The 24,569-nt window shown below is 66.3% G+C and carries 20 protein-coding genes; 10 read left to right on the top strand and 10 right to left on the bottom strand.

Features of this window, described 5'->3' with window-relative positions; all coding sequences use genetic code 11:
• Positions 1–33: 33 nt before the first annotated feature.
• Positions 34–1,731, bottom strand: a complete 1,698-nt coding sequence (locus tag RIC54_RS14655; RefSeq protein WP_350084930.1) for an ABC transporter substrate-binding protein — start codon at positions 1,729–1,731, stop codon at positions 34–36.
• A gap of 362 nt (positions 1,732–2,093) precedes the next feature.
• Here RIC54_RS14655 and RIC54_RS14650 point away from each other — a divergent pair, with 362 nt between their 5' ends.
• Together RIC54_RS14650 and RIC54_RS14645 are read left to right on the top strand one after the other, a co-directional pair.
• Complete coding sequence (locus tag RIC54_RS14650; RefSeq protein WP_350084929.1) at positions 2,094–3,107, top strand: iron-containing alcohol dehydrogenase; 1,014 nt, start codon at positions 2,094–2,096, stop codon at positions 3,105–3,107.
• On the top strand, positions 3,107–3,607 hold the full coding sequence (locus RIC54_RS14645; RefSeq protein WP_350084928.1) for a GNAT family N-acetyltransferase: 501 nt from the start codon (positions 3,107–3,109) through the stop codon (positions 3,605–3,607). The genes RIC54_RS14650 and RIC54_RS14645 overlap by 1 nt, the downstream gene beginning before the upstream one ends.
• Here RIC54_RS14645 and RIC54_RS14640 read toward each other — a convergent pair.
• Positions 3,582–4,685: a glycosyltransferase gene (locus tag RIC54_RS14640; protein ID WP_350084927.1), complete on the bottom strand. Its 1,104-nt coding sequence runs from the start codon at positions 4,683–4,685 to the stop codon at positions 3,582–3,584. The two genes, RIC54_RS14645 and RIC54_RS14640, sit on opposite strands and share 26 nt — an antisense overlap.
• Before the next feature lie 28 nt (positions 4,686–4,713).
• On the opposite strand from RIC54_RS14640, the gene RIC54_RS14635 reads away from it, so the two are divergent.
• The 4 genes from RIC54_RS14635 to RIC54_RS14620 are packed head-to-tail and all read left to right on the top strand — an operon-like array spanning position 4,714 to position 9,136.
• Positions 4,714–5,721 (top strand): phosphotransferase family protein, encoded by a 1,008-nt coding sequence (locus tag RIC54_RS14635; protein WP_350084926.1) that lies wholly within the window; start codon positions 4,714–4,716, stop codon positions 5,719–5,721.
• The gene (gene eno / locus RIC54_RS14630; RefSeq protein WP_350084925.1) at positions 5,718–7,004 is read left to right on the top strand and encodes a phosphopyruvate hydratase; all 1,287 of its coding nucleotides are present in this window, start codon (positions 5,718–5,720) and stop codon (positions 7,002–7,004) included. The genes RIC54_RS14635 and eno overlap by 4 nt, the downstream gene beginning before the upstream one ends.
• Before the next feature lie 13 nt (positions 7,005–7,017).
• On the top strand, positions 7,018–7,965 hold the full coding sequence (locus RIC54_RS14625) for a 2-hydroxyacid dehydrogenase (protein WP_350084924.1): 948 nt from the start codon (positions 7,018–7,020) through the stop codon (positions 7,963–7,965).
• 31 nt (positions 7,966–7,996) lie between these two features.
• Positions 7,997–9,136, top strand: coding sequence for an alanine racemase (locus RIC54_RS14620; protein WP_350084923.1), 1,140 nt, complete (start codon positions 7,997–7,999; stop codon positions 9,134–9,136).
• A 25-nt stretch (positions 9,137–9,161) separates the two neighbouring features.
• Here the strand turns inward: RIC54_RS14620 and RIC54_RS14615 are convergent, their stop codons facing one another.
• The 7 genes from RIC54_RS14615 to RIC54_RS14585 all read right to left on the bottom strand — a co-directional run bounded on the left by RIC54_RS14615 (position 9,162) and on the right by RIC54_RS14585 (position 19,674).
• Complete coding sequence (locus RIC54_RS14615) at positions 9,162–10,445, bottom strand: pentapeptide repeat-containing protein (RefSeq protein WP_350084922.1); 1,284 nt, start codon at positions 10,443–10,445, stop codon at positions 9,162–9,164.
• A 9-nt stretch (positions 10,446–10,454) separates the two neighbouring features.
• Positions 10,455–10,871, bottom strand: coding sequence for a hypothetical protein (locus tag RIC54_RS14610; protein ID WP_350084921.1), 417 nt, complete (start codon positions 10,869–10,871; stop codon positions 10,455–10,457).
• A 201-nt stretch (positions 10,872–11,072) separates the two neighbouring features.
• Positions 11,073–12,308, bottom strand: coding sequence for a pentapeptide repeat-containing protein (locus tag RIC54_RS14605; protein WP_350084920.1), 1,236 nt, complete (start codon positions 12,306–12,308; stop codon positions 11,073–11,075).
• Positions 12,309–12,456: 148 nt separating this feature from the next.
• Positions 12,457–15,660, bottom strand: coding sequence for an efflux RND transporter permease subunit (locus RIC54_RS14600; protein WP_350084919.1), 3,204 nt, complete (start codon positions 15,658–15,660; stop codon positions 12,457–12,459).
• 12 nt (positions 15,661–15,672) lie between these two features.
• Positions 15,673–16,803 (bottom strand): efflux RND transporter periplasmic adaptor subunit, encoded by a 1,131-nt coding sequence (locus RIC54_RS14595; RefSeq protein ID WP_350084918.1) that lies wholly within the window; start codon positions 16,801–16,803, stop codon positions 15,673–15,675.
• 115 nt (positions 16,804–16,918) lie between these two features.
• The gene (locus RIC54_RS14590) at positions 16,919–18,736 is read right to left on the bottom strand and encodes a TRAP transporter permease (protein WP_350084917.1); all 1,818 of its coding nucleotides are present in this window, start codon (positions 18,734–18,736) and stop codon (positions 16,919–16,921) included.
• Positions 18,733–19,674 (bottom strand): TAXI family TRAP transporter solute-binding subunit, encoded by a 942-nt coding sequence (locus tag RIC54_RS14585; RefSeq protein ID WP_350084916.1) that lies wholly within the window; start codon positions 19,672–19,674, stop codon positions 18,733–18,735. The genes RIC54_RS14590 and RIC54_RS14585 overlap by 4 nt, the downstream gene beginning before the upstream one ends.
• 134 nt (positions 19,675–19,808) lie before the next feature.
• Between RIC54_RS14585 and RIC54_RS14580 the strand changes: the two genes are divergently transcribed.
• Positions 19,809–20,735 carry a histone deacetylase family protein gene (locus tag RIC54_RS14580; RefSeq protein WP_350084915.1) on the top strand — a complete coding sequence of 309 codons (927 nt, stop codon included), beginning with the start codon at positions 19,809–19,811 and terminating at the stop codon, positions 20,733–20,735.
• Here the strand turns inward: RIC54_RS14580 and RIC54_RS14575 are convergent.
• Positions 20,681–21,304, bottom strand: a complete 624-nt coding sequence (locus tag RIC54_RS14575; protein WP_350084914.1) for a PAS domain-containing protein — start codon at positions 21,302–21,304, stop codon at positions 20,681–20,683. The genes RIC54_RS14580 and RIC54_RS14575 overlap by 55 nt on opposite strands.
• Positions 21,305–21,470: 166 nt before the next feature.
• On the opposite strand from RIC54_RS14575, the gene RIC54_RS14570 reads away from it, so the two are divergent.
• The 3 genes from RIC54_RS14570 to dxs are packed head-to-tail and all read left to right on the top strand — an operon-like array spanning position 21,471 to position 24,564.
• On the top strand, positions 21,471–21,737 hold the full coding sequence (locus RIC54_RS14570) for an exodeoxyribonuclease VII small subunit (RefSeq protein ID WP_350084913.1): 267 nt from the start codon (positions 21,471–21,473) through the stop codon (positions 21,735–21,737).
• Between the two features lie 12 nt (positions 21,738–21,749).
• Positions 21,750–22,637 carry a polyprenyl synthetase family protein gene (locus tag RIC54_RS14565; protein WP_350084912.1) on the top strand — a complete coding sequence of 296 codons (888 nt, stop codon included), beginning with the start codon at positions 21,750–21,752 and terminating at the stop codon, positions 22,635–22,637.
• Between the two features lie 10 nt (positions 22,638–22,647).
• Positions 22,648–24,564, top strand: a complete 1,917-nt coding sequence (dxs, locus tag RIC54_RS14560) for a 1-deoxy-D-xylulose-5-phosphate synthase (RefSeq protein ID WP_350084911.1) — start codon at positions 22,648–22,650, stop codon at positions 24,562–24,564.
• Positions 24,565–24,569: the final 5 nt, after the last annotated feature.

Raw genomic sequence — 24,569 nt, 5'->3', positions numbered from 1 at the left:
TGCCGGAGCACCGCCTGACGTTCGCTCGTCGCCTCAGGCGCTGAGCGAGACCTTGTGCCACTGATGGTACAGGGTCGGGTGCGTTGTGTAGCCATGCACCTTGTCGGTCGTGGCCGAGAACACCGAGCGCCAGATCGGCTGCACCATGACGGCGTCGTCCTGGAGGATCTTCTCGACCTTCTCCATGGCCGCTTTCCGCTTGTTCACATCCAGGATGGCGCTTGCCTGATCCAGGGCCTTGTCGAACTCCGGATTGGCGTAGCCGGACTCGTTCCACGGCACTCCGGAGCGATAGGCCAGGTTCAGCACCATCACGCCGAGCGGGCGGTGGGTCCAGGAGGTCAACCCGAACGGTGTGGTGGTCCAGATGCCCCAATAGGTCGCCGCCGGAACCGGGCTCAGTTCAAGGTTGATGCCGGCCGGCGCGCACTGCTCCTTGAACGCCTGCATGGCCGCCAGTTCCCAAGCACCGGAGGTCTGGCCGAAGTCGATCTTCAGCGTGATGCCGTCCTTGAAGCCGGCCTCCGCCAGCAAGGCCTTGGCCGCTGCCGGGTCATATTTCGGCTTCGGCAGCTTGAAGTACTCCGGATGGATCGCCGAGACGTGGTGGTGTTCGCCAGCCTGGCCGCGGCCCCGATAGGCGATCTTCAGGATCGCATCGGTATCCATGCAAAGCTGAACGGCCTTGCGTACCTTGATGTCGTCGAACGGCTTCTCGGTGACCTTCATCCGGCCGATCGCGGTCTGCGCGGTCGCCGCCTCGTAGACCTTCACGCCAGGCAGGGCGTCGTAGACGTCGAGCTGGCTGACATCGACTTCGTAAATGCCGTCAACCTGACCGGAAGCGATGGCGGCAACCTGGGCCGATGCGTCCTCGCCAAGGTCGATGTAGTGGATCTCGTCGAGGAACACCTCGCCGCCCCAGTACGGGTCCTTGCGTCGGGTCAGGACCGCCTGGCTGCCGACGGTGAACTTCGTCAGTTCATAGGGGCCGGTGCCGATCGGGTTCTTGGACAGGTTGGCACCCATCTCGTCGAACTTCCGGTGCACGATCGCGGTCGGGTAGTTGTAGAGGTTCTCCGGGATCGACAGGACCGGCGAGTTGAGGTGCAGCCGCACGGTGTGGCTGTCGACCTTCTCGACGGCGCCCTTGGTCATGCGCTTGGACATGACCGCGTTGCCCTTGTCGTCCTTCTTGCCGGTGTCGACGTCCTCGACCATGGCGGAGAACAGGCCGACATTCGACGAACCGGTCTTCGGGTCAAGCCAGCGTGTGAAGTTGTGGACCACGTCGTCGGCGTTGAAGTCGTCGCCGTTGTTCCACTTCACGCCCTTGCGCAGCTTGAATTCCCACGTCTTGAGATCCTCGGACGCCGACCAGCTTTCCGCGAGGTACGGCCGGGTGACGTTGTCCGGGCCGGTGATCGTGAGATACTCGACAACGTGACGGGCGACATTGGACTTCTCCGTCCAATCGAACGTCGCCGGATCGGTCATTTCCTGGACCTTCATGGCGAACTTGAAGGTACCGCCCGGTTTGCCTTGGGCACGGGCCGGCGCCACCATTCCCTCACCGAGGATCTGGCCTGCCATCGCATACGCTGCGCCGGCTGATACGCCGAGCAATGTGATCGTCCGAAGGAACTCGCGGCGATCGACCTCTCCCCGGCTGAGCTGCTCTTTCAGCTCGGGGATATAGGGGTGGTTTGCCCCCGATTTGCGCTTGTCCATGATCTGCTCCCGTCTCTCCCGTTCGTTGTCGTTGCCCGCATCTCACGGGCCCAGGAAGCCGTAATCCTAGGCGGCTGCGACATTCCGAGATTGATGGTCGAGACGCATTTTTATCGATCTTGGTTGGCGTCTTCAGTCGACCCCGGCGTCGTCCCCGCGCCGTCCGCAACACGACGAACGACTTCCGCCTCCGCCGCTTCGTATCGGCGAAATCATTGGGCGAGCGTCTGGAGATGTCAAACGGTTATGGTAAATGGAAACTTGCGTAGCGGCCGAAGCGGTGGAACCAAAGAGGATTCGCGGCCATCCGGCCGAGGCGGGCATTGGCCTGCGGTCTTCAGATGCGACGGGAAATCTAGACGATGGATGGCATTGAGTACTTGTGGTCGGGGCCGGTTGCGACGCGGTTGTCCACAACGGCACTGCCGGCCATCGTTGACTGGTGTCGGGCACGACGCGTGACGAGGCCGATGCTTGTGGGAGGTGGATCTCTGACAGCGACCCCCCAGGCGCTTGCGCTGGTCCACGCGCTGGAGGCGGCCGAACTGGCGGTGTGGTGCTTCGACCGGGCTACGACGCCGTCCATCTCGGTCGTGGCCGACGCCGTCGCCAGCTATCACTTCGAGAACTGCGATGCGCTGATCGCGATCGGCAGTGCCGTGGCGATGGATGTCGCGAAGGGAGCAGCGCTCATGGCTGGCCAGCGCAGTCCGTACAGTGCTCTCGCCTGCGATCCCGGCGGCGAGGGTGTGCCGGTGGATGCATCGGCGCTGCCTCCGCTTCTGGCCTTGCCGGCCACGCCTTCCGCTGCCATGGCGGTCGGTGGCGTCGTCTGGATCGCTGATGAGATGGGGGCGGCGCGACCGGTCCGGCATCCGGCGCTGCGTCCCGGTGAAGCGGTTCTGGCGGACGATACGGTCATGAGTGTTCCGGATGACGCCCACGGCCGTTCGTCGGCCCTGGCGGCGCTTGTTGCAGCGGATGCAGGCTGCTCGGACGCTGCGGTGGCCGGGCTGATGGAGCCGGGCGTATCGGCGGTGACGACGATGCGGCGAGCTTTGGTAATGGCATCGACCATCGAGGGCGCGCGGGCGCCACGCCGGCGGCTGGCGCTGACGTCCTCGGTGATCGGCGGATTGGATTTCGGCCAGACGATGCTCGCGTTGCTGGGGCAAGCGTGCTGGCGGACCGATGCGCAGGCCAAGCTGGGCGGCACCCCGACCGATGTTTCGTCGCTGAGCGCCGATCTCATCCGGTCGACGCGCGGTGTTTGCGACACCAGCGATCTGATCGAGGTTGATCGCATCTTGGACTTGCTCGGCGTGGAGCAGCCGGGTGCGCCGCGTCGCCGCGGTCGCCGCGGTCGGGTCGTGTGATGCCGGAGCTGGCAATCCGACCCGGTGTCGAGGCCGACCTCGACCGGCTTCTGGTGCTCAACAACGCAGCGGTGCCGGCGGTCAATGAACTCGACCGCGGCGATCTTCAGCGGTTCTTGAAGATCGCTCCCCATTTCCAGGTGGCCGTGATCCGGGACCGTCTGGTCGGGTTGATGATCGCGCTGGCGCCGGGCCTCGACTATGGCAGCCTGAACTACCGGTGGTTTGAGGAACGCTATGACGGGTTCCTCTACATCGATCGTGTTGTCGTCGATCCCGACGTCCGGTCAGCCGGTATCGGTGCGGCGCTGTACAGGAACCTTGAACTGGTCGTTCGGGAGCGCGGCATTTCACGGTTGGCCTGCGAGGTCAACTTGCGGCCGTCGAACGACCGCTCGCTGCGCTTCCACGAACGGCTCGGCTTTAGAGGTGTGGGCACCCAGGACACCGAGAACGGGGCCAAGACCGTTCAGCTCATGGTCTGGGAGCTGAATCGCTGATCCGGGCCAGGACGTCGACCCACTGTTCGCCGATGAGCGCCGGGCTGTAGGTTTCGGCGATGAAGGTCTGACCGGAGCGGATGGCGGCGTCGATCGACGCTGATGGGATCTGCGTCGCGGCTTCGATTCCGGCGGCCAGATCGTCGACCAGCAGAGCGTAGTCGGCCAGCGTCCTGTACGCCGGCAGCGGCGAAGCCACGCAGAACCGTCCGGCCGCGATCGCAGTGATCAGTCGGTTCGCGCTCTTCAATGCGGAGTCGGCGTCGAGATCGCCCGGCAGGATCACCAGATCGGCATGTTCAAGTCCCCGCCGCTGGCTGTCCGGGGACCATTCGGTGTAGCGCACCGTCAGCCCGGCATGGCCGTCCCGGTACCGCTCCACCAAACCCTCGAACAGGTGTGCGCCCGTCGATACCAGGGAGAGCTCGAGCGGAAACTGCCCGGCAAGTTTGAGCAGTCCAGGCACTTGAGGGTTCAGGTACCGTGCGTTGGTTGGCGAACCGAACCAGATCAGGCGCAGGGGCCGTCGTCGAAGGTCGCCGCCTACCGGCCGCAGCGACTCGTCCAGCGGGTCGTCAATCCGGTAGGCCGGCGCGCCTGTCTTGGACCAGCTGCGGGCAAGTGCCGCCAGCCCTTCGGACGAGGCGGTGAAGGCGTGGACGTGCTCGGTCAGGGCGTGCATCGGCGCCAGCGCCTGGTAGCGCGCCAGATCGTCGGTGACGTCGAGGGTGACGGACTTGCCGAGGCGTCGGGCTCGGTCGGCCAGCCCGCGGTAGTTCTGGAACACCTTGCCGATGACGATGTGGTCGGCATCTATGAAATTCTGGCTGCCTTCGATGTGTTCGGGTGTGGTGTTCGCGACCAATGCCGCTTGATGTCCGTGAGCATTGAGCGCCTTGAGCGCAACCAGCAGCCGCAGGCGCGTGCTGGCCAGCCGGGCCGTTGGCCCGTCCGGAGTGTTGTGTACCTGATCGTCCGTAATCAGAAGCACGTTTCGCCGACGGACCGGGGTTGCCAGCGTCGGGGTGTTCACGGGAGGATCGGTTGTCGCGTCTGCGCGCTGCTTCGTATCCGTCATCACCGTACCCCACGGAATTTATCGCCCGATGTCCAGCCATCTCCCGGTCGAAGTCCTGGATGCATTGCGCCGTATGAAACTGGTGGGTGCCGGAGAGATTCCGGTTGCGACGGCACTGACGGGTGGGGTGGCGTCCGATATCTGGCGGATCGATTCGGCCCGCGGGGCATTCTGCGTGAAGCGGGCCTTGGCTCGCTTGAAGGTCGCCGCGGAATGGCTGGCTCCCGTTGAACGCAATGTCTTCGAGGTCGCCTGGTTCAGGGAGGCGCGCGCCGAAGTGCCTTCGGCGGTTCCGGAACTGCTCGGCCACGACGCGGAGGCCGGACTGTTCGCCATGGCGTGGCTCGATCCGTCGTCGCACCGCTTGTGGAAGGCCGACCTGGCAGCCGGGGTGGCGGATCCCGCGGTTGCCTGGGCGGTCGGGGATCGATTGGGTCGGATCCATGCCGGCACGGCTGCACGCCCGGAACTGGCGGTCGATTTCGCCACCGATGCGATCTTCCACGCCATCCGGCTTGAACCGTATCTGGAGGCCGCCGCACGGGCGCATCCGGATCGCGCGGACGTCCTGGCGGCCTTGGTGGCGCGGACCGCGGAAACCCGCTGGTGTCTCGTTCACGGCGACGTCAGCCCGAAGAACATCCAGATCGGCCCCGACGGTCCGGTCCTGCTCGACGCCGAATGCGCCTGGTGGGGCGACCCGGCGTTCGACGTCGCTTTCTGTCTGAACCACCTGCTCCTGAAGACGCTGTGGGTGCCGGGCGTTGCATCAGATCTGCTGGCGTCCTTCGACGCGCTGTGGACAGGCTACCGCTCGCACGTCGACTGGGAGCCGGTCGATACCGTCGAGGCGCGCGTGGCGACCTTGTTGCCGGGCCTGTTCCTGGCGCGGATCGATGGCAAGTCGCCGGTTGAGTACCTGACCGACGAAACTGATCGCAATCGGGTCCGAAACGCGGCACGGGCCTGGCTTGCCAGCCCGTTCGAGCGGTTGGCCGACCTTCGCGCGGACTGGACAAGGGAGATTGGCGGGTGAGCGACCGGATCGAACAGGTGATCGGACGCCGGGTGTGGGACAGCCGTGGACGACCGACGGTGGAGGTCGAGATCCGCTGTGCAGGTGGCGCCGTCGGCCGCGCCATCGCCCCCGCGGGTGCTTCGACCGGATCGGCCGAGGCGCTGGACAAGCGTGATGGCGGAACGGCGTTCGGCGGCCGGGATGTCCGAGAAGCCGTGGCTGCGGTAGCCGGACCGATTGCCGACGCGCTCATGGGCCGCTCGGTGGTCGAGCAGGGAGTGCTGGATCGCGATCTGATCGCCTGCGACGGCACGGCCGACAAATCCAAGCTGGGCGCCAATGCGATCGTGGCGACGTCGATGGCGCTCGCCCATGCGGCTGCAGCGGTCCACGGTACTCCCTTGTGGCGTCATCTGGCGGGAGACAGCCCGGGCCCGTTGCCGCTCCCCGAGATCCAGATCCTGGGCGGTGGTGCGCACGCTGCGCGGCGGGTCGACGTTCAGGACTTCATGGTCATTGCGGTCGGTGCCCCGGACTATCCGACCGCGCTCGACTGGACGGCGGAAGTTTATCGGGCGGCCGGCGAGTTGCTGGCCGAGGCGGGCCGGCTTCAGGGGGTGGCCGACGAAGGCGGTTGGTGGCCGGCATTCGATGGCAACGAGGACGCCCTTGACCTCCTGGTGCGGGCGATCGAGAGGGCGGGCCGGATTCCCGGAGACGAGGTGGCGATTGCCCTGGACATCGCGGCCAGTGACTTCGGCAAGCAGGGCCGGTACCGATTGGCGCGCGATTGCCGGGAGATCGACTCCGACGGGTTGTCGGAAATGCTGCTCGGCTGGCTGGCGCGCTATCCGATTGTGTCGATCGAGGATCCGCTCGCCGAGGACGACCTTGCCAGTGTGGCGGCATTCGCGAAGGCTGCACCGCGGGGCGTGCAGATTGTCGGCGACGATCTGGTGACGACCAACGCCTCTCGAATCCGGGCGGCTGCCGAAGCCGGGGCGGGCAACACCGCATTGATCAAGCCGAACCAGATCGGAACGCTCACAGAGACGGCGGAGGCACTGGCGGCAGCGCGGTCGGCCGGTTGGGGAGCGATCGTGTCGGCGCGTTCAGGCGAGACCGAGGATGTCACGATCGTCCACCTGGCGGTCGGATGGGGCATTCCTCAGCTCAAGGTTGGGTCGTTCGCCCGGTCGGAGCGCATGGCAAAGTGGAACGAAGGACTGCGCCTGGGTGAGGTCGTGCCAACTGGCCACGCATTGCCGAAGCGATCAATCTATCCGTGGGGCCAAGTGTAGAAGGACGGCGGGCATGAAGGCCATCTATCACTACGATGTCGGTCCGTGGCTGGCCGAGCGGCTGTCTGCATTGGCGACGGCCGATCGGATACAGATCTCGACCTGCCCGGAGGACGATGACGACGGGTTCGCCCGGCTGCTGACCGACGCCGACGTTCTGCTGCACAACCTGAAGCCCGTGACCGAGGCCCATATGGCGGCGGCACCGCGTCTGCGCCTGATCCAGAAGATCGGGGTGGGGGTCAATACGATCGACCTGGAAGCGGCCAAACGGCGCGGGATTGCCGTGTGCAACATGCCGGGCTCAAACAGCCGGGCCGTGATGGAAATGACGCTGCTGCTGATGCTGGCATGCCTGCGTCGGCTGCCGGTATTCGATGCCCGTACCCGACGCGGCGAGGGCTGGGGCTGGCCCAAGGAGATGCAGGACACGCTGGGCGAACTGGCCGGTCGAACCGTGGGCTTGGCGGGCTATGGCTCGGTACCGGAGATGCTGGCGCCGGTTCTGGCGGCCATGGGCGCGGAGGTCATCTATTGCTGCCGGACCGCGAAGTCCAACGCGATTGGAACCTGGGTCGACAAGGAGCAACTGCTCGCCCGATCCGACATCCTCTCCCTGCACATGCCCCTGACCGACGAGACCCGGCACTGGCTTGACCGTGACGCGCTGGCCGCGATGAAGCCCGGAGCGATCCTGATCAACACCGCACGAGGCGGTCTGGTGGACGAGAACGCGTTGATTGCATCCCTAAGCACCGGGCGGTTGATGGGGGCCGGTCTCGACGTGTTCGCCGAGGAGCCGACTTCGCCCGGCAACCCGCTGTTGGGGCTCGACCGGGTGGTCCTGGCACCACACGTGGCGTTCTTTACCCTTGGGACCCTGGAACGCAGCCTGTCGATCGCGGTCGAGAACATCAGGCGATTGCGCGACGGGCAGGATCTGATGCACCGGGTTGCATGAGCAGCCTGTGAACGACAGTGGAAGGCGGGACATGCTGATCAGGGATCTTCCCACGCCGCATCTGGTGCTGGACCGGCGCAAGCTTGAGCACAACCTCGCCCGGATGCGCGGACGGGCTTCGGAATTGGGCGTTCGCCTGCGGCCGCACGGCAAGACCGCAAAGTCGGCCGAGGTCGTACGGCGGGCCGTTGGTGCCGGACCCCTCATGGTCACGGTGTCGACCCTGCGCGAAGCCAAGTACTTTGCCGAGAATGGCGTCCGCGACATCGTGCACGCCAACTGCATCGCACCGAACCGGCTGCCGGAGGCGGCAGCCTTGCTGCGCGACGGCGTGGATCTGGCGATCACGACGGACAGCACGGCGGTGGCAGCGGAGATCGTCCGCGCCGGAGGTGAATTCGGGGTGCGCTTTGCGGTGATGATCGAAGTTGACGTAGGCGAGCACCGGGGAGGCGTCGCCGCCGATTCCGATGCGCTGTTGGCAACGGCCCGTGCGTTGCACGACGGCGGGATGGAAGTCCGCGGGGTCCTCGCCCACGCCGGACACACCTACGGCTGCACCGACGCGGCGGCGGTGGCGGTGATTGCCGAAGCCGAACGGGCGGGCGCCGTTGCGGCAGCCCGCCGCATCCGCGAGGCTGACATTCCCTGCCGGGAGGTCAGCGTCGGATCGACCCCCGGTGCGCTGTTCGCCAAGCACCTGGATGGTGTCACTGAGTTCCGCCCCGGCGTGTATATGTTCATGGACCTGTTCCAGGCGGGGGTCGGGTGCTGCGGCATCGACGAGATTGCGCTGACGGTGCTGGGTACGGTGATCAATCACCGTCCGGATGAGGGGACCGCCCATATCGACGCCGGTGCGCTGGCTCTGTCCAAGGACCGGTCGACCGGCGCGCAACCGATCGATCGGGGGTTCGGTCTGGTGACCGACGTCTTCGGCCTTCCGCTGCCGGGGCTGTGCGTTGAGGCGGTGCACCAGGAGCATGGCCGTCTGGCCGGTGCCGGAGGGGTGCCGTTCGGGGTTCTGCCGATCGGCTCGCGAGTGCGGGTGCTGCCGAACCACGTCTGCATGACGGCGGCGATGTATGACAGGTACGCCGTGGTTGACGGCAGCGAGAAGGGCGACGAGCAGCCGGTCGAGGCGTTCTGGGATCGCGTGAACGGCTGGTAGCTGGGTGGTGTTGTCCCGGTGCCGGTCAGACGATCGCCTGGGCAAGCTGCTGGGCCGTCACGCGCGCGCCATCCAGATCGGCGCCTTTCAGTTGAGCCCGAGCGAGCTTCGCGCCGGTCAGGTCGGCGCCCTTCAGGTTCGCGCCAGTCAGGCGGGCGCCCGTCAGGTCTGCGTTGACCAGAACCGCTCCGGAAAGGTTGGATACCCATAGCCGTCCGGTCGGCTGACCGTCCGGGCCCTTCAGTTCAACCGAGGTCAGGTCGGCGCCGGCGATCCGGGCACCCGTCAGGTTGGCACCGGCGAGGTTTATACCGGCCAGTTCGGCATCCCTGAGATCGGCGCCGGAAAGATCCGAGCCGGACAGATCGGACATTACCAGACTGGTCCGCCGCATGACCGCGCTGACCAGGACTGCCTCACGCAGATCGGCACCGGACAGGTTGACGTCAGACACATCGATGCCGGTCAACTCGGTCTTGGCCAACTGCGCGCGTGATCCGCCACGTCCCTGTTCGCGGATCCAGACCGCGTGTTCGTGCAGGATGTCGCGCAACGATCTGGACAGGCCCCGTCCGTCGCCTGAGGTCAGGTTGGCGCCCGAGAGATCGGCGGTGGAGAGATCGACGTTCTCCAGAATGGCACCCTGCAGTTCGGACTTCTGGAACATCGTGCGATGGATGAGTGCGCCCGACAGGTTGGCGCCGGAGAGATTGGCGCCGACGATTCGCGCGCTCGACAGGTTGGCGCCGGAAAGGTCCGCCCCCTGCAGGTTGGCGCCCTCCAGGTTGACGCCCGACAGATTGGCCCCACACAGCAGGGTCTTTTCCAGCGTCGCGCCGATCATGCTGGAATGCGACAGGTCGGTGCCGGAGAGATTGGCACCGCCCATGTCTGCCTCGTCCATGTCGGACTGGCCGATGTTCGAGCGGATGATGGTCGCCGGTGCCGCCGGGTTACCGCTGATCAATGCGCCGCCGCGCAGGTCGGCTTCTTTCAGATTGGCACCAGCCAGGTTCGAGCCGCGCATGAACGCGCCCCGCAGGTCGGCACGAATCAGCAGGGCGTGGTTCAAGTCCGCGCCGTCCAGGTTGGCGCAGAACATGTCCGAGTATGACAGGTCGGCACCGGAGAGGATGGCCCGTGCCATGTACGCGCCGGAGAGCTTGGCGGACTGCAGGTTGACCTGCACCAGGTTGAAATCCGCGAGATTGCAGCCCGACAGGTTGGCGCGGGCTCCGCCCGATCGGCGCTGCAGCCAGCGCTCGTGGCTCGAGATGATGTCCAGGATCTGGTCAGGGGTCATCGACATCGAACGGGATCAGTTCCAGCCGTCGACGACGACCCGATAGATCTTCGTCGGCCGAGGTTCATCTGCGTAGTAGTGCTCGTCGATGCGCAGTGACAAGGACAACTCCTCGCAGTAGCTGCTGAGATGTGCGTAGCCGCTGGTCCGTTGAATGTCGTCAAGGGAGATGCCGAAATCCCCGGCATTCGTGGTTTTCAACGGTTCGCCGGAATTGTCGGTCAAGTAGTAGATGACGAATCCCGCGCCTGCGGAGCCGGCCTTGGCATCAGCGTAGCGCGCCACATCATCGGCGACGCGCATCGCCAGCCGCTCCAACTGGTCGCTGATCGTTGCAAGCGTTCGGCTGCGGGCGGCTGATGGGCTGGCTGTCAAGTTTGCGTTCATCGCTAATGACTGTGTGCCGAGCGTTTTGCTCGGTTGCTCCATCATCTCATACCGTTACTGAGAAGAGGTTAAAAGGATGTTTCCACATTTCGGCTGCCGCGTGGCGGAAATTCCTGCGCGCACCGGGTCAAAGAGAGTCGAAGGTCGTCGGCAAGATTGTATCCGGCTCCGCAAGCATTCTCTCTGAACTGCGCGCGCATCTTGCAGATCAGGAACCGGGCACACTTTGCGCGTTGCTCGGGGACCTCAGACGGGGGCGGCCTCGTTGTTCACCGCTGCATCCAACTGATCGATCCCGACAAGGGCATCGGTAAAGTTGCAGCCGGTGATGTCGGCACCCGCGAGATCGGCACCGGTGAGGTCGCAGTGGGACATGTTGGCGCCTCGAAGATTGGCGCCGCGAAGGCTGGCGTCATTCAGTTTGGCGCCCGACAGGTTGGCCGGCCAGAGCCGCCCGGTCGGCTTGCCCTTACTGTCCTTCAGATTGACCGGCCCGATGATCGAGTTCTGCAGATTGGCGCCCGTGAGATTGGCGCCGGACAGGTTGACGCCCTCCAGCGACGCTTTCGACAGATTGGCGCCTTCCAGGGTGCACTTCCCCAGGTCCGACATCACCAGCAACACCTCGGACAGGTTTGCTCCGGTCAGGTCCGATCCGTGCAGGTCGGCGCCCGACAGGTTGACCCCGGGAATGTCGATGTAGGTCAGGTCGGTATTGACCAGCGTTGCGCGCTGACCGAGCCGGCCGTCTTCGCGAATCCAGACGTAGTGGTTGTTGAGCGTGTCGCGGACGTCGGACGGCAGCGAATCCTCGCTGCGAACCATGTTGGCGCCGGTCAGATTGGCGGATGACATGTCGCAGCCATCGATGTTGGCACCGGCGAGATTGGCGTGCTTGAAGATCGTGCTGTTGATGAATGCGTGCTTGAGATTGGCGTCCTGCAGGTTGGCGCCGGTGAAATCGGTCTCCGACAGGATGCAGTTCGACAGGTCGGCGCCTTCCAGGTTGGCGTTTCGAAGATTGACGCTCGACAGGTTTGCGCCCGACAGATTGGCGCCGGCGAGGTTGGTGTTGGCCATGGCCGAATTCGAGAGATCGGCGCCCCGCTCGTTGCGGGTCGGCGCCTCGCGGCTGCCGTCCTCGCCATCGGAGCCGAACATCAGGGTGCCGCCGCGGAAGTCCGCGCCCCGCAGGTTCGCGCCGTTGAAGTTGACGTTGCGGATGTTCGCGCCGCGCAGATCGGCCTTTTCGAAACTCGCGCCCTTTGCGTCGGCCCCGTCCAGCACCGCACAGAACAGGTCGGTCTGACTGAGGTCGGTGCGGACCAGGATGGCACGGGTCAGATCGGAACCCGACAGCTTGGCGCCGCGCAGGCGCGCGCCCTCAAGCGAGAACCCGGCGAGGTTCTGGCGGGCAAGGTTTGCCCGAACGCCGCCACGGCCCTTGGACAGCCAAGCCTCATGCTCCTGCAGTATGCTCACGAATTGCTGCGGCGTCATGCCGGCGCCCCCGAGATCCCATCGTCAAACTATCGAGACGTCCCCAACTATGTCCCAGCAAAGGTTAACATACTCTATCGCATTGTAGGTTGTGTTCGTGAACCGGCTCGCAACACGCATGGCGGGACGGCTACTCGGCCGGCGCTTCGCCCTTCACCGCCGTACCCGTTGATCCGGTTGCACGGGCCTTGACCGACCTGCCTTCGATGGCGGCCATGAACAAGGACAGCATCGACGGGATCAGGCCCAGGGTCAGGACCGCCGACAGCGACAGTCCGCCCACCACCACGGAACCCAGGCCGCGGTACAGTTCCGACCCGGCGCCCGGCATCAGGACCAGCGGCATCATGCCCAGGACGCTGGTCAGGGTGGACATGAAGATCGGCCGGATACGGTTGCTGGTTGCCTCCAGGATGGCGTCCGCCGGGCTCATGCCCTCGCGGCGCAGGTGATAGAGGGTCTGGTCGACCAGCAGGATCGCGTTGTTGACGACCGTGCCGATCAGGATGACGAAGCCGAGCAGGGTCAGCATGTCGAGATTCTGCTGGTAGAGCTGGTTCAGCAGGAACAGGCCGATGACCCCGCCGGCCGTGGCCAGCGGCACCGAGAAGATGATGATCAGCGGATAGAAGAAGCTCTCGAACAGCACCGCCATGACCAGGTAGACGATGACCAACGCCAGGGCGAGGTCGAGGACCATCGCATTCCAGGTCTCGGTCAGCTTGTCAGCGGTGCCCGACATCAGCAGCTTGGTTCCAGCCGGCAACCCTTCCGCCTGCAACGGTTCGATAACCTGCTCACGGATGATATCCATCGCCTGCTCGAGCGGCATCGCCGCCGGCGGGCTGATCTGCAGGGTGATGGTGCGGGCCCGCTCGCTGTGGCGGATCTCGGTCGGACCGGTCGTCTCGTACACGTCGGCGAGCGAGCCGACCGGGACAATGGTTCCGGACGATGTGACCACCGGCAAGTCGCGGATGCCCTGGGTTTCGGTGATCTGCTTGAACGGGCCCCGCAGGGTCAGGTCGATGCGCTCGCCGGCCACCGTCACTTCGGCAACCCGCATGCCGTCGTTGAACGCGTCCACGGTCTGCCCGAGTTCGACGGCGGTCACACCATTGTCGGCAAGGCGCAGGCGGTTCGGCACCACCCGCACTTCCGGCGCGCCCAGTGTCAGGCCGGGGCGGGGCCGCATCTGGGTGCCACCTTCGCGCGGCAGGGCCTGCCCAACCTTTCGCGCAGCCCGCCCGGCGACGTCGACGATCTGTTCCAGACTGCCGCCGGCAATCTCCAGATCGATCGCCCGCGCACCGCCAACACCGCGTCCGAACAAGGACGTCTGGCGGAAGAATCCGGAAGTGCCGGGTTCCTGGAACGCCGCGTCACGCATCGGCTTGATCAGTTCGCCGGCGCGGCTCGGATCAGCCGCAGAGGCGCCGACGATTGCGTTGGCCCGGAAGGCGGCGAAGAAGAACTGGTCGATCCGGACTTTTCCGTCCTCGCTTGACACCGGTCCGCCATCGACGTTCCACAGGGACCGGGTGGCGTCTTCGATCCGGCCGGCGATCGACGTCATCGTATCCAGGTTGTATCCGGCGGGTGGCTGGACCCAGCCGATGACCAGATTGCGGTTACCGTTCGGCAGATAGTCGATCTTTGGCAACATCGCCCAGGTGATCACCGACGTGACGGCGGTCAGGCCCAGGATCAGGCCGATGGCGACGGATTTCCGTCGAATGGCATGACGGGTCAGCGCCAGGGCGCCGGCTTTGAAGGCAGCCGCTGCCGGGTCCAGCAACGGAACCCGCCGCGCACCGGCGCTATCCGGGTTTGCGCCCAGCAGCCGGCCCGCCAGTGCAGGGATCACGGTTACCGAGACCAGCAACGACAACAGGACCGACACCGAGATGGCGACCGCGATGTCGCGGAACAACTGGCCGACTTCCAGGTCCATGATGAGGATTGGCAGGAACACCATGACGGTGGTCAGTGCCGATACCAGCACCGCGCTCCAAACCTGGGCGGCGCCCCGGTAGGCCGCTTCCCGCGCGCTGTGGCCTTGCTGGCGGAGCCTGAAGATGTTCTCCAGCACCACGATCGCGGCGTCGACCACCATGCCTACCGCGAACGCGATGCCGGCCAGCGATACCACGTTGATCGAACGGCCCAGGGCCGCCATGGCCACGAACGAGCCGATGACCGACACCGGGATTGCCAGCGAGACCACCAGCGTGGCCTGCCAGGAGCGCAGGAAGGTAAACAGCACGACGGCTGCCAGCGCGCCTCCGATGTAGATGTTCTGGGTGACCAGATCGATCGCCGAGTTGATGTAGGTGGTCTCGTCGTAGACCTGCTGCAGGATCAGGTTCTGCGCCGGCAGGTAGTCGCGCCGCAGCTCGTCGATCGCGGCTCTTACACCAGCCATGGTCTCGATCACGTTCGCACCGGTCTCCCGGTACATCGGCATGCCGATCGCCGGTACGCCGAAGCGGCGGATGTTGGAGACCGCTTCCTTGTAGTCAAAGGTGACGTCGGCAACATCGTTGACGGTCACGCGGGCGACGCGGCCGGTTGCCGGGTCGGTGTCGGTGCGAAGGGCCACCTCGCGGACCGCGGCCGGGCTGTCGAGGTCACCCTGGGTGCGTACCGTGTAGCGGCGCTTGCCTTCTTCGACGGCACCGCCGGAGATCGATGCGTTCGCCTGGCGCAATGCGTTGACCACCTGGGGCACGGTGATCTGGAACCGCGCCAGGCGTTCCGGATCGACGATCACCTGAATCTCGCGCTGACTGCCGCCGTAGATGTTCATACGGGCAATGCCGGGGACCCGCTCGATCCGGTCTTTGATGATGTCTTCGGCGAAGTCGTAGTAGGTGCCGATCCGGCGCTCGTTGCCCGGTCCTGCCATCAGCACCATCCAGGCGATGGCGTTGTCGTCGGAACCCGCGGTGTCGAAGATCGGCTCTTCGGCTTCGTCCGGATAGCCACTGATCCGGTCGAGCCGGTTGGCAACCAGCAGCAGGGCCTTGTTCATGTCGGTGCCGATCAGGAACTCGAGCTCGATCGACGCTCGTCCAATCTCCGACTGACTGGTCATCCTGCGCAGGCCCTCAAGGCCGCGCAGCTCGTCCTCCTGGCGGTTGGTGATCTCGCGCTCGACCTCGGCCGGTGCGGCACCGGCCCAGTTTGTCCGCACGCTGATGACCGGCTGATTGACGTCGGGCGCCAACTGGATCGGGATGCTGACCAGCGCGACATAGCCGAACAGCACCACCATGAGGACGGTCGCCAGGACGGCGATCGGGCGTTCAATCGAGGCGCGGATGATGTCCATGGCGGCCTCGCGTTAGGATTGGGGTTGCACGGCTTGGCCGGATCGCAGGCCTTCATTGCCGCGGACAACCACGACATCTCCGGCGCTCAGCCCCTGCAGAACTTCGTATCGGCTGCCCAGGCTTTCACCGAGCGCCACCGTCTTGTAGACGGCCTTGCCGTCGAGCACGACGAACACCGCTTCGCGGTCGCCGTTGCGCACGATGGCGTCCTTGGACACCGTCAGCGCATCGCGGGTGCCGCCGACCGGGATGTGCAGGACCACCGACTGGTTGGCGGCGATGTCGTTCTGCACTTTGTTGTCGGCCTGCAGCACGAACCGCACGGCCCGGGTCCGGGTCCGCGGATTCTCCTCCGGAACGATGGCCCGGACGGCGGCGAAGATGTGCCCGCCGTTTTGAACCTCGGCTTCGATCGTGGTGCCCGGCGGAAGGGCGGCCAATCGGTCGGCGGGGATGTCGGCTTCGATCTCGATCTCGGAATCGTTCAACAGGCTGACCACCGGATCGCCGACCCTGACATAGGCCCCGGCCGTGGTGTGCTTGATCGTCACGACCCCGTCATATGGCGCCCGCACGCTCGCGTCGGCGACGGCGATCTCGGCCAACTCCAGTTGCGCCATCGCCGCGGCGGCGTCCGCCTGGGAGCGGGCCAGTGCCGCCTGGGCGATCTCGACGTCCCGCTGGGCGTCCTCGGTGCGGTCCTTGCGGTATGCGGTGGAGCCCTTGAGCTGGTCATGGCGTTCCAAGGCCTGGCGCGCCTTGGCGAGCGTTGCGCGGTCCCGTGCGACCGCCGCACGTGCGGCTTCGCTGGATGCGGCACGGAGCTGCCGTTCGCTGGCCAGACGGTCGTCGGCGAGGCGGGCCAGGACATCCCCACGCTTCACGCGGTCGCCGACTTGGACCTCGACGATAGCCACCCGCTCGGCGGCACGCGCCGCCACCACGCCGTTCTGGCGGGCGACGAGACGGCCAAGAACGTCGATGGTCTGGCTGAGCGGCTCCAGGCGCACCGGATCGACGCCGACCGCCTCCTTGCGTTCCTTGGCGGGCGCCGCCGGCGCGGACTGGGCATAGGCAGGCCCGGATGCCAAAAGTCCCAAAGCACCGATCAGGAGCAGGGCGGTGCGATAACTGGGGAACATGTGGCGCATCCTGGCAAACTCGAACAGCGCCCGGACACCTTGCCGGACCCGGATTTATATCAACGAATCCTCGCAGCTGCGAACAGGATCGTCGATTACCTAACGCGGCAGGTCCTCAAACCAGTCGCACGAGCAGCAGGGCCAATCCGGAAACCAGGAAGCTCAGGCGCAGCCATGAGCGGGCCAAAGCATCCTCTCCGCCGGCCAGTGCAGCCGACACCAGCCACAGCGCGGCTCCGATCCGCAGAAACGCGACGGTCGCCTCGAACGGCTGGCCAAGCGGATCGAGCAGGGCGGGCTGCACGACAAACGCGATCGGCACCAAGTACAGGCCCAGGCCAAGTTTGAGCGCGCGGCCGGCAACCGCGAGCCAGGGCGCGTCGGCCATCCCGGCAGCAATGAACACCGTGCCGCATACCGGCGGCGTTATGGTCGACAGCAGCGCGTACCAGAACACGAACAGGTGGGTTACCAGCGGCGGCAGGCCGAGCTCGATCAGCGCCGGCCCGGCGACCGCCACGCAGATCACGTAGGCCGCGGTGGTCGGAACCTCCATGCCAAGGATCAGGCAGGCGAGCGCCGTCAGCAGCAGTGCCGCCCAGAGGTGTCCGCCGGACAGCGCGATCATTGCCGAGGTGACCTTTACCCCGAGCCCGGTCTGGTTCAGCACGCCCACAATCAGCCCGGCACACACGATGATCGCGGCAATCCCGGCGGTCTGGCGGCCGGCGTCGACCGCCGCGCGCCCGATCCGGTCGAGGAACAGGCGGGGTACCGGCCGCAGGCGCTCGTCGACCAGCAGCAGCATGAGGGCGGTGGCGATGGCGGCACCGGCGGCCAGTTGCGGTGTCCGGCCGCTGCCGAACAGCACAACCAGCAGCACGCCGAAGGGCAGCGCGAAGAACGGCAGAAGGCGCAGCACTGCCCGCCCGCTCGGCCGTTCGTCGGCAGGCATCGGCGCGAGCCCGGCGCGTGCGGCCTGACGGTCGACGCCGATCCAGACCGCGGCGAAGAACAGGATGGCGGGCAACGTGGCGGCCACCACGATGTCGGTGTACGGGCGGGTCAACAACTCGGCCATCACAAAGGCGCCGGCACCCATCAGCGGCGGCATGATCTGGCCGCCGGTCGACGCCACCGCCTCCACCGCGGCCGCCAGCGATGCCGGATAGCCCAGCCGCTTCATGGTCGGCAGGGTGATCGCACCGGTGGACGCCACATTGGCCGAGGCCGATCCACTGATCGATCCGAACAGGGCGGAGGCCACGACAGCCACCTTGGCGGCACCGGCGCGCAGGCCGCCGGCGCTCCAGGTCGCGATCGCCATGAAAGCCCGGCCGGCTTCCCCGGCACCGATCACCGCACCCAACAGCACGAACACCGCGACCACGTCGACGGAGATGCCGGTCAAAGGCCCCCACAGGCCGCCCTCGGCGATCGTCAGCGTTCCAAGGAAGCTTTCGAGCGGAAATCCCGGGTGGCCGAACCGGCCGGGCAGCAGGTCGCCGAACAGGCCGTAGGCAAGGGCCACCAGTGCTACCGCCGGCAGGATCCATTTGATGGCCCGGCGACCCATCTCCAGGACCACCAGGATGAGGGCAACCGAGATGGCGGTCTGGAACGGACCGTTCAGAGCTCCGTACTGATCGACCAGGGTGTCGCGGTCGAGGGCGACCCACAGCGAGCCCGCCATCCCGACCGCGGCGGCGAGCCAGCCGCTCCAACGGGCCGTGCGGCTGGTGGTCGTCGCGAACAGGAACACCCATGGCAGGGCGAGCAGCAGGTGCAGCGGCCGGGTGATCAGGTTCGGCAACAGGCCGGACGACACCAGATACAGATGGTACCCGGCGCCGATCAGCCCCCAGACAACAGCGACCCGCCGAACCAGCGGATGGTTCAGCGGGTCGACGAGAACGCCGTTCGCCGTCGTCACTTCACGGCGATTCCGGCCTCGGCGTAGTACTTGGCGGCACCCGGGTGCAACGTGGCACCCATGTCAGCCAGCATCGAGGTGATGACGCCGCCCCACCAGGGATTGCTCTTCGCCATGGCGGCCTTGCTCTCCCAGAATGCCTTGGTCAGCTTGTAGGCGGTTTCATCGTCGGTCGCGGCGACGGTGTAGGCGTTGACCGGCAACGAGATCGTCGTCACATCATAGCTCACGCCCGGATAGGTGCCGGCCGGAATGACCTGCTGGTCGCCCTTGACCTTCTCCAGATCGGCGGCGCTCAGGCTCAGCAGCCGGATCGGCGTGCCGGCACCAGCCTCGGTGACATTGGGCGCCGGATAGGATCCGGCGGTGGCGAAGCCGGCCACCTGGCCGTTCTTCAGGGCCGGAACGGCGGCGTTCAACTCGACATCGACGAACGAGACCTTGTCGGCGATGCCCAAGGCTGCGAACACGTCGCCGGTCTTGCGTTCGCCGAAGCTGCCCTTGCCGCCGGCGATGAAGCTCTTGCCGGCAAGATCCGCAAACGTCTTCACGCCGGAATCCTCGCGCACGACCCAGTGCATGGTCAGCGACGGAATCGGGAACAGGCCGCGCACCACGTCGTATCCGGTCTCGCCCTCGAACGGCTTCTTGGCGGCCTGGGCCGACGCGATCAGGGACGGCGGAGAGGTGAACACGTACCCGGCGGGCCGCCGGATCGCTTCCTTGACGTTCTGGACCGACCCCTGGCTCTCCTCGACCGTCACGTCGAGCCCGGCGGCCGATTTGGCGGCCTCGGACAACTGGACGGCCATCGCGTAGTAGGACGACGCGGCCTTGGCCGCTTTCAGGGTGACGCGGGTGTCGGCCGCCGCCGGTACGGCGATGACCGAAAAGGTCAGCGTGGCGGCGGCGAGTGCCGCCGTCAGGGTCTGTTTCATGGTGGTTTCCTCCCACGGATCGCGCGCGACAGGGGCGCTTGGCGCGAGAGGATCATCGCCGGTTCCGCTCGTCAACTGTGATGGGCGCGTACACTTGTTGCGGGCGCTCGGGGCCGCGTAATAGGCTCTTCGCCATGACAACACTTCTGTTCACCCACGAGGCCTGCCTCAACCACGATCCGGGCCGCATGCACCCGGAACACCCGGCCCGCCTGAAGGCGGTTCTGGCGGCCCTGTCGGCATCTGAATTCGATGCGCTGGAGCGTCGCGAGGCGCCGAGCGCGACCCTGGAGCAGCTTGCCCGCGTGCACCCCGAGGTCATGGTTCGGCGGGTTCTGGCGGCGGTGCCGTCGCACGGCCTTGCGGCGATCGATGCCGACACCGTCATGTCGCCGGGAACGGGCGAGGCGACGTTGCGGGCGACGGGGGCCGCGGTCGCGGCTGTGGACGCCGTTCTCGCCGGCGAGGCGCGAAACGCGTTCTGCGCCGTCCGGCCGCCGGGGCATCATGCCGAGCCGATGCGGGCCATGGGATTCTGCTTCTTCAACAGCGTTGCGGTCGCGGCGGCGCACGCCCGGGCCGTGCATGGTCTGGCGCGCGTCGCGATCGTCGATTTCGACGTTCATCACGGCAACGGCACCCAGGCGGCCTTCGCCGCGACAGGCGGCGTCTTCTATGCATCGACCCATCAGATGCCGCTATATCCGGGGACCGGCGCGCGTGGCGAACGTGGGGTCGGCAACATCCTGAACGTGCCGCTGCACCCGATGGCGGGCAGCGAGGAGTTCCGCCAAGCCTACAGCGAGGTGATCCTGCCGGCGCTGGTCGACTTCGATCCGGATCTGTTGATGATCTCAGCGGGGTTCGACGCTCACATCGACGACCCGCTGGCGTCGATCGCGCTGGTGACCGAGGACTTCGCCTGGATCACCCAGGAACTGCTGCGGGTTGCGGACCGGGTGTGCGGCGGCAGGGTGGTGTCGTGCCTGGAGGGCGGCTACGACCTTCAGGCGCTCGGCGAGGGCTGTGCGGCCCATGTGCGCGAGTTGCTTGCCGCCTGAGCGCCACGGTGTGCGGGTCGGGTGAGATCGCTGGCCCGCACGGCCAGCGCCGCCTGGGAGTGACGATAGGGATGACGGCCGGCATAAGGGTCGATATGGCGGAAGTCGTATCTGCTGGCGCCGATGACATAAAGTCGGCCAAGTTGGTCGGTGAACGGCAGTGAGAGGCGCTTCACGACGAACTGGGCCTGCTCGGTCGACGAACCCAGCAACACGGCCGGAGCGGTCACGCAGTACAGCCAGCGTCGATAGCTGGTCCGAAACCGGTCGGGTGACGAAATCTGCGACAACGGCAGGCCCTTGGTGGTCTGGCCCCAGACGTGGCGGATTTCCTCGCCGCACAGCCGGCCCACGAAATCCCGGCGATCGTCGGTCAGCTCGTAGATCCACATGCGCGGCAGCAAGCCGGGGTGCTCGAGCGGATCGAACTTCGCCTTGTCCGGCAATGTGCCGTCGACGGCGAGGTGAAGCCATGAATCGAGCAGCCGCTCCATCTCGGAATCGGCGATCTCGGCCTTGAGTCGTTCGACCGGCGCTGGCTCGGATGTGGGTCTCAGAAAGCGGATCAAGGTGCAACCTCCGCGCGTTGGCGGGGATACTCTCACCTGCTAACGGGGCATTCAAGCACTGGATTGAACGACGTTTGGTTTTGATCGCGTCGCTCGGTCGCGGTCCGCTGCCCTTGTCTCGCCATCAGCCGGTGCCTAAACTCCGCGCCTCTTTCGGAGGGACGCCGTGACGACCGACACCGCCGCCGGGGCTGCCCCGGAGACCGCTATCGAGGCATTGAGTTTTGAGGACGCGCTCAAGGAGCTTGAGCGCATCGTCGAGACGCTGGAGCGTGGCCAGGGCGCGCTGGACGATGCGATCGCCGCCTACGAGCGGGGCGCCCGGCTTAAGAAATACTGCCAGGCGAAGCTTGAGGAAGCTCGGCTGAAGGTCGAGAAGATCAAGCTCGACGAAAGCGGACAACCCAGCGGCACTACCGGCCTCGACGGCTGAGCGGAGGAAGCGATGGTCGACCTGCAGGCCGCGCTTGCGGAGTGCGCCGAGGACGTCGAGCGCATGATGGACCTGCTGTTGCCGCAACCGGAAGGCCCCGAGGCACGGTTGTACTCGGCAATGCGTCACTCCGCCTTTGCCGGCGGTAAGCGATTGCGGCCGTTCCTGGTCATGCAGTCGGCGCGGCAGTTCGGCGTCGACCGTCGCTGCGCGGCGCGGGTCGCGGCGGCCGTCGAGTTCATGCACACCTACTCGCTGATCCATGACGATTTGCCGGCCATGGATGACGCCGACATGCGGCGCGGCCGGACCAGCTGCCACAAGGAATTTGACGAGGCGACCGCCATCCTGGCCGGTGACGCCCTTCAGGCGCTGGCCTTCGAGACTCTGGTGATGCCGGAAACCCACTCCGACTCGGCGGTGCGCGCCGAACTGGTTCGCGATCTGGCGCGTGCCTCGGGCGGTCGCGGCATGTGCGGCGGCCAGATGATGGACCTGCTGGCCGAAAGCACCGAGATGGACATTGGAGCCATTACCCGTCTGCAGCGTTTGAAGACCGGTGAGATGTTCGCGTTCTCGGCGGTGTCCGGCGCGATCCTGGGTAAAGGGCCGTACCGGGCGTACATGGCGTTGCACAACTACGCACAGGAATTCGGGCTGGCGTTCCAGATCGTCGACGATCTGCTGGACGCGACCGGGGACTCCGAATGGATCGGTAAGCCGACCGGCCGCGACGCCGAAGTCGGCAAGGCGACCTTTGTGTCGGTTCTGGGAGCCGAGCGGGCGCGCTCGCAGGCCGGTCTTTTGATCGACCAGGCGATTACGGCACTCGACCTGTTCGACGAGAAGGCCGATCTTCTAAGAGAGGCCGCGCGCTACGTCGTCGCGCGGACCAAGTGAGGGACCGCATATGGTCGACTACAAGACTCCCCTGCTGGACACGGTGCGCACCCCGGCCGACCTGAAAGGTCTGGGAATCGACGCGCTGAAGCAGCTTGCCAACGAACTGCGCACCGAGACGATCGACGCCGTCTCGATGACCGGCGGCCATCTCGGCGCCGGCCTTGGCGTGGTCGAGTTGACCGTGGCTCTGCACCACGTGTTCGACGCGCCAAGCGACAAGATCATCTGGGATGTCGGCCATCAGGCCTATCCGCACAAGATCCTGACCGACCGGCGAGACCGCATCCGGACCCTGCGCCAGGGCGGTGGCTTGAGCGGCTTCACCCGGCGATCGGAGAGCGAGTACGACCCGTTCGGCGCCGCCCACTCGTCGACCTCGATCTCGGCCGGTCTCGGGATGGCGGTGGCACGCGACCTGAAGGGCGAGCGGTTCAACGTCGTCGCGGTGATCGGCGACGGGGCGATGAGCGCCGGCATGGCCTATGAGGCGATGAACAACGCCGGTTCGATGGACAGCCGACTGATCGTCATCCTGAACGACAACGACATGTCGATCGCGCCGCCGGTCGGCGCCATGAGCGCCTACCTCTCGCAGATCGTGTCGTCGCGGTCCTACCGCTCGCTGCGCCACATGGCCAAGCAGGTGGCGCAGCATCTGCCCAAGGCGATCGAGCGGACCGCAAAGCGGGCCGAGGAGTTCGCCCGGGGGATGGTCACCGGCGGTACGCTGTTCGAGGAACTGGGCTTTCTGTATGTCGGGCCGGTCGACGGCCACAACCTCGACCACTTGCTGCCGGTCCTCAAGAACCTGCGGGACACCCCGGGTCATGGGCCGGTGCTGCTGCACGTGGTGACTGAGAAGGGCCGCGGCCATCCGTTCGCGGAGGCCAGCGCCGACAAGTATCATGCCGTGGCGAAGTTCGACGTGGTGACCGGGACCCAGGCGAAACCGAAAGCCAACGCGCCGTCCTACACCAACGTGTTCGCCGACAGCCTGATCGCCGAGGCCGAGGCGGACGACCGGGTGGTCGCGATCACGGCTGCCATGCCGACCGGCACCGGGCTCGACCGGTTCGAGAAGCGGTTCCCGGAACGTCTGTTCGACGTCGGCATCGCCGAGCAGCACGCCGTGACGTTCGCCGCCGGGCTCGCGGCCGAAGGCATGAAGCCGTTTGCCGCAATCTACTCGACCTTCCTGCAGCGCGGTTACGATCAGGTCGTGCACGACGTGGCGATCCAGAGCCTGCCGGTGCGCTTCGCCATCGACCGGGCCGGGCTGGTCGGGGCAGACGGCGCGACCCACGCCGGCGCCTTCGATCTCGCCTATCTCGCCTGCCTGCCGGGTTTCGTGATCATGGCGCCGTCGGACGAGGCCGAACTGGTTCACATGGTTGCAACCGCTGCCGCCATCGACGATCGGCCGAGCGCCGTGCGCTATCCGCGCGGCGAGGGTGTGGGCGTCGAGCTGCCGGCGCGTGGTCAGCCATTGGAGATCGGCCGGGGCCGGGTGGTGCGCGAGGGGACATCGGTCGCGCTGTTGTCGCTCGGCGGACGGTTGCAGGAGTGTCTGACGGCTGCCGATGATCTGGCCGCCCGGGGCCTGTCCACCACGGTCGCGGACGCCCGGTTCGCCAAGCCGATCGACACCGTGCTGCTGCGCCGCCTCGCGGCCGAGCACGCGCTGCTGATCACGGTGGAGGAAGGCTCGATCGGCGGCTTCTCCTCACAGGTGCTGCACTACCTGGCCACCGAAGGCCTGCTGGATCGCGGCCTGGTGGTGCGGCCGCTGGTTCTGCCTGACCGCTTCATCGACCACGACAAGCCCGAGTTGCAGTACGCCCAAGCCGGCCTCGACGCCGCCGGCATCGTGGCGACCGCGCTTGCCGCCCTGGGCAAGGATGCCGAGGCCGCAGTCCGGGCTTAGCCATC

The sequence above is a fragment of the Thalassobaculum sp. genome (assembly GCF_040219215.1).
GTDB lineage: Bacteria > Pseudomonadota > Alphaproteobacteria > Thalassobaculales > Thalassobaculaceae > Thalassobaculum_A.
This window is presented reverse-complemented; position numbering and strand designations above follow the sequence as displayed.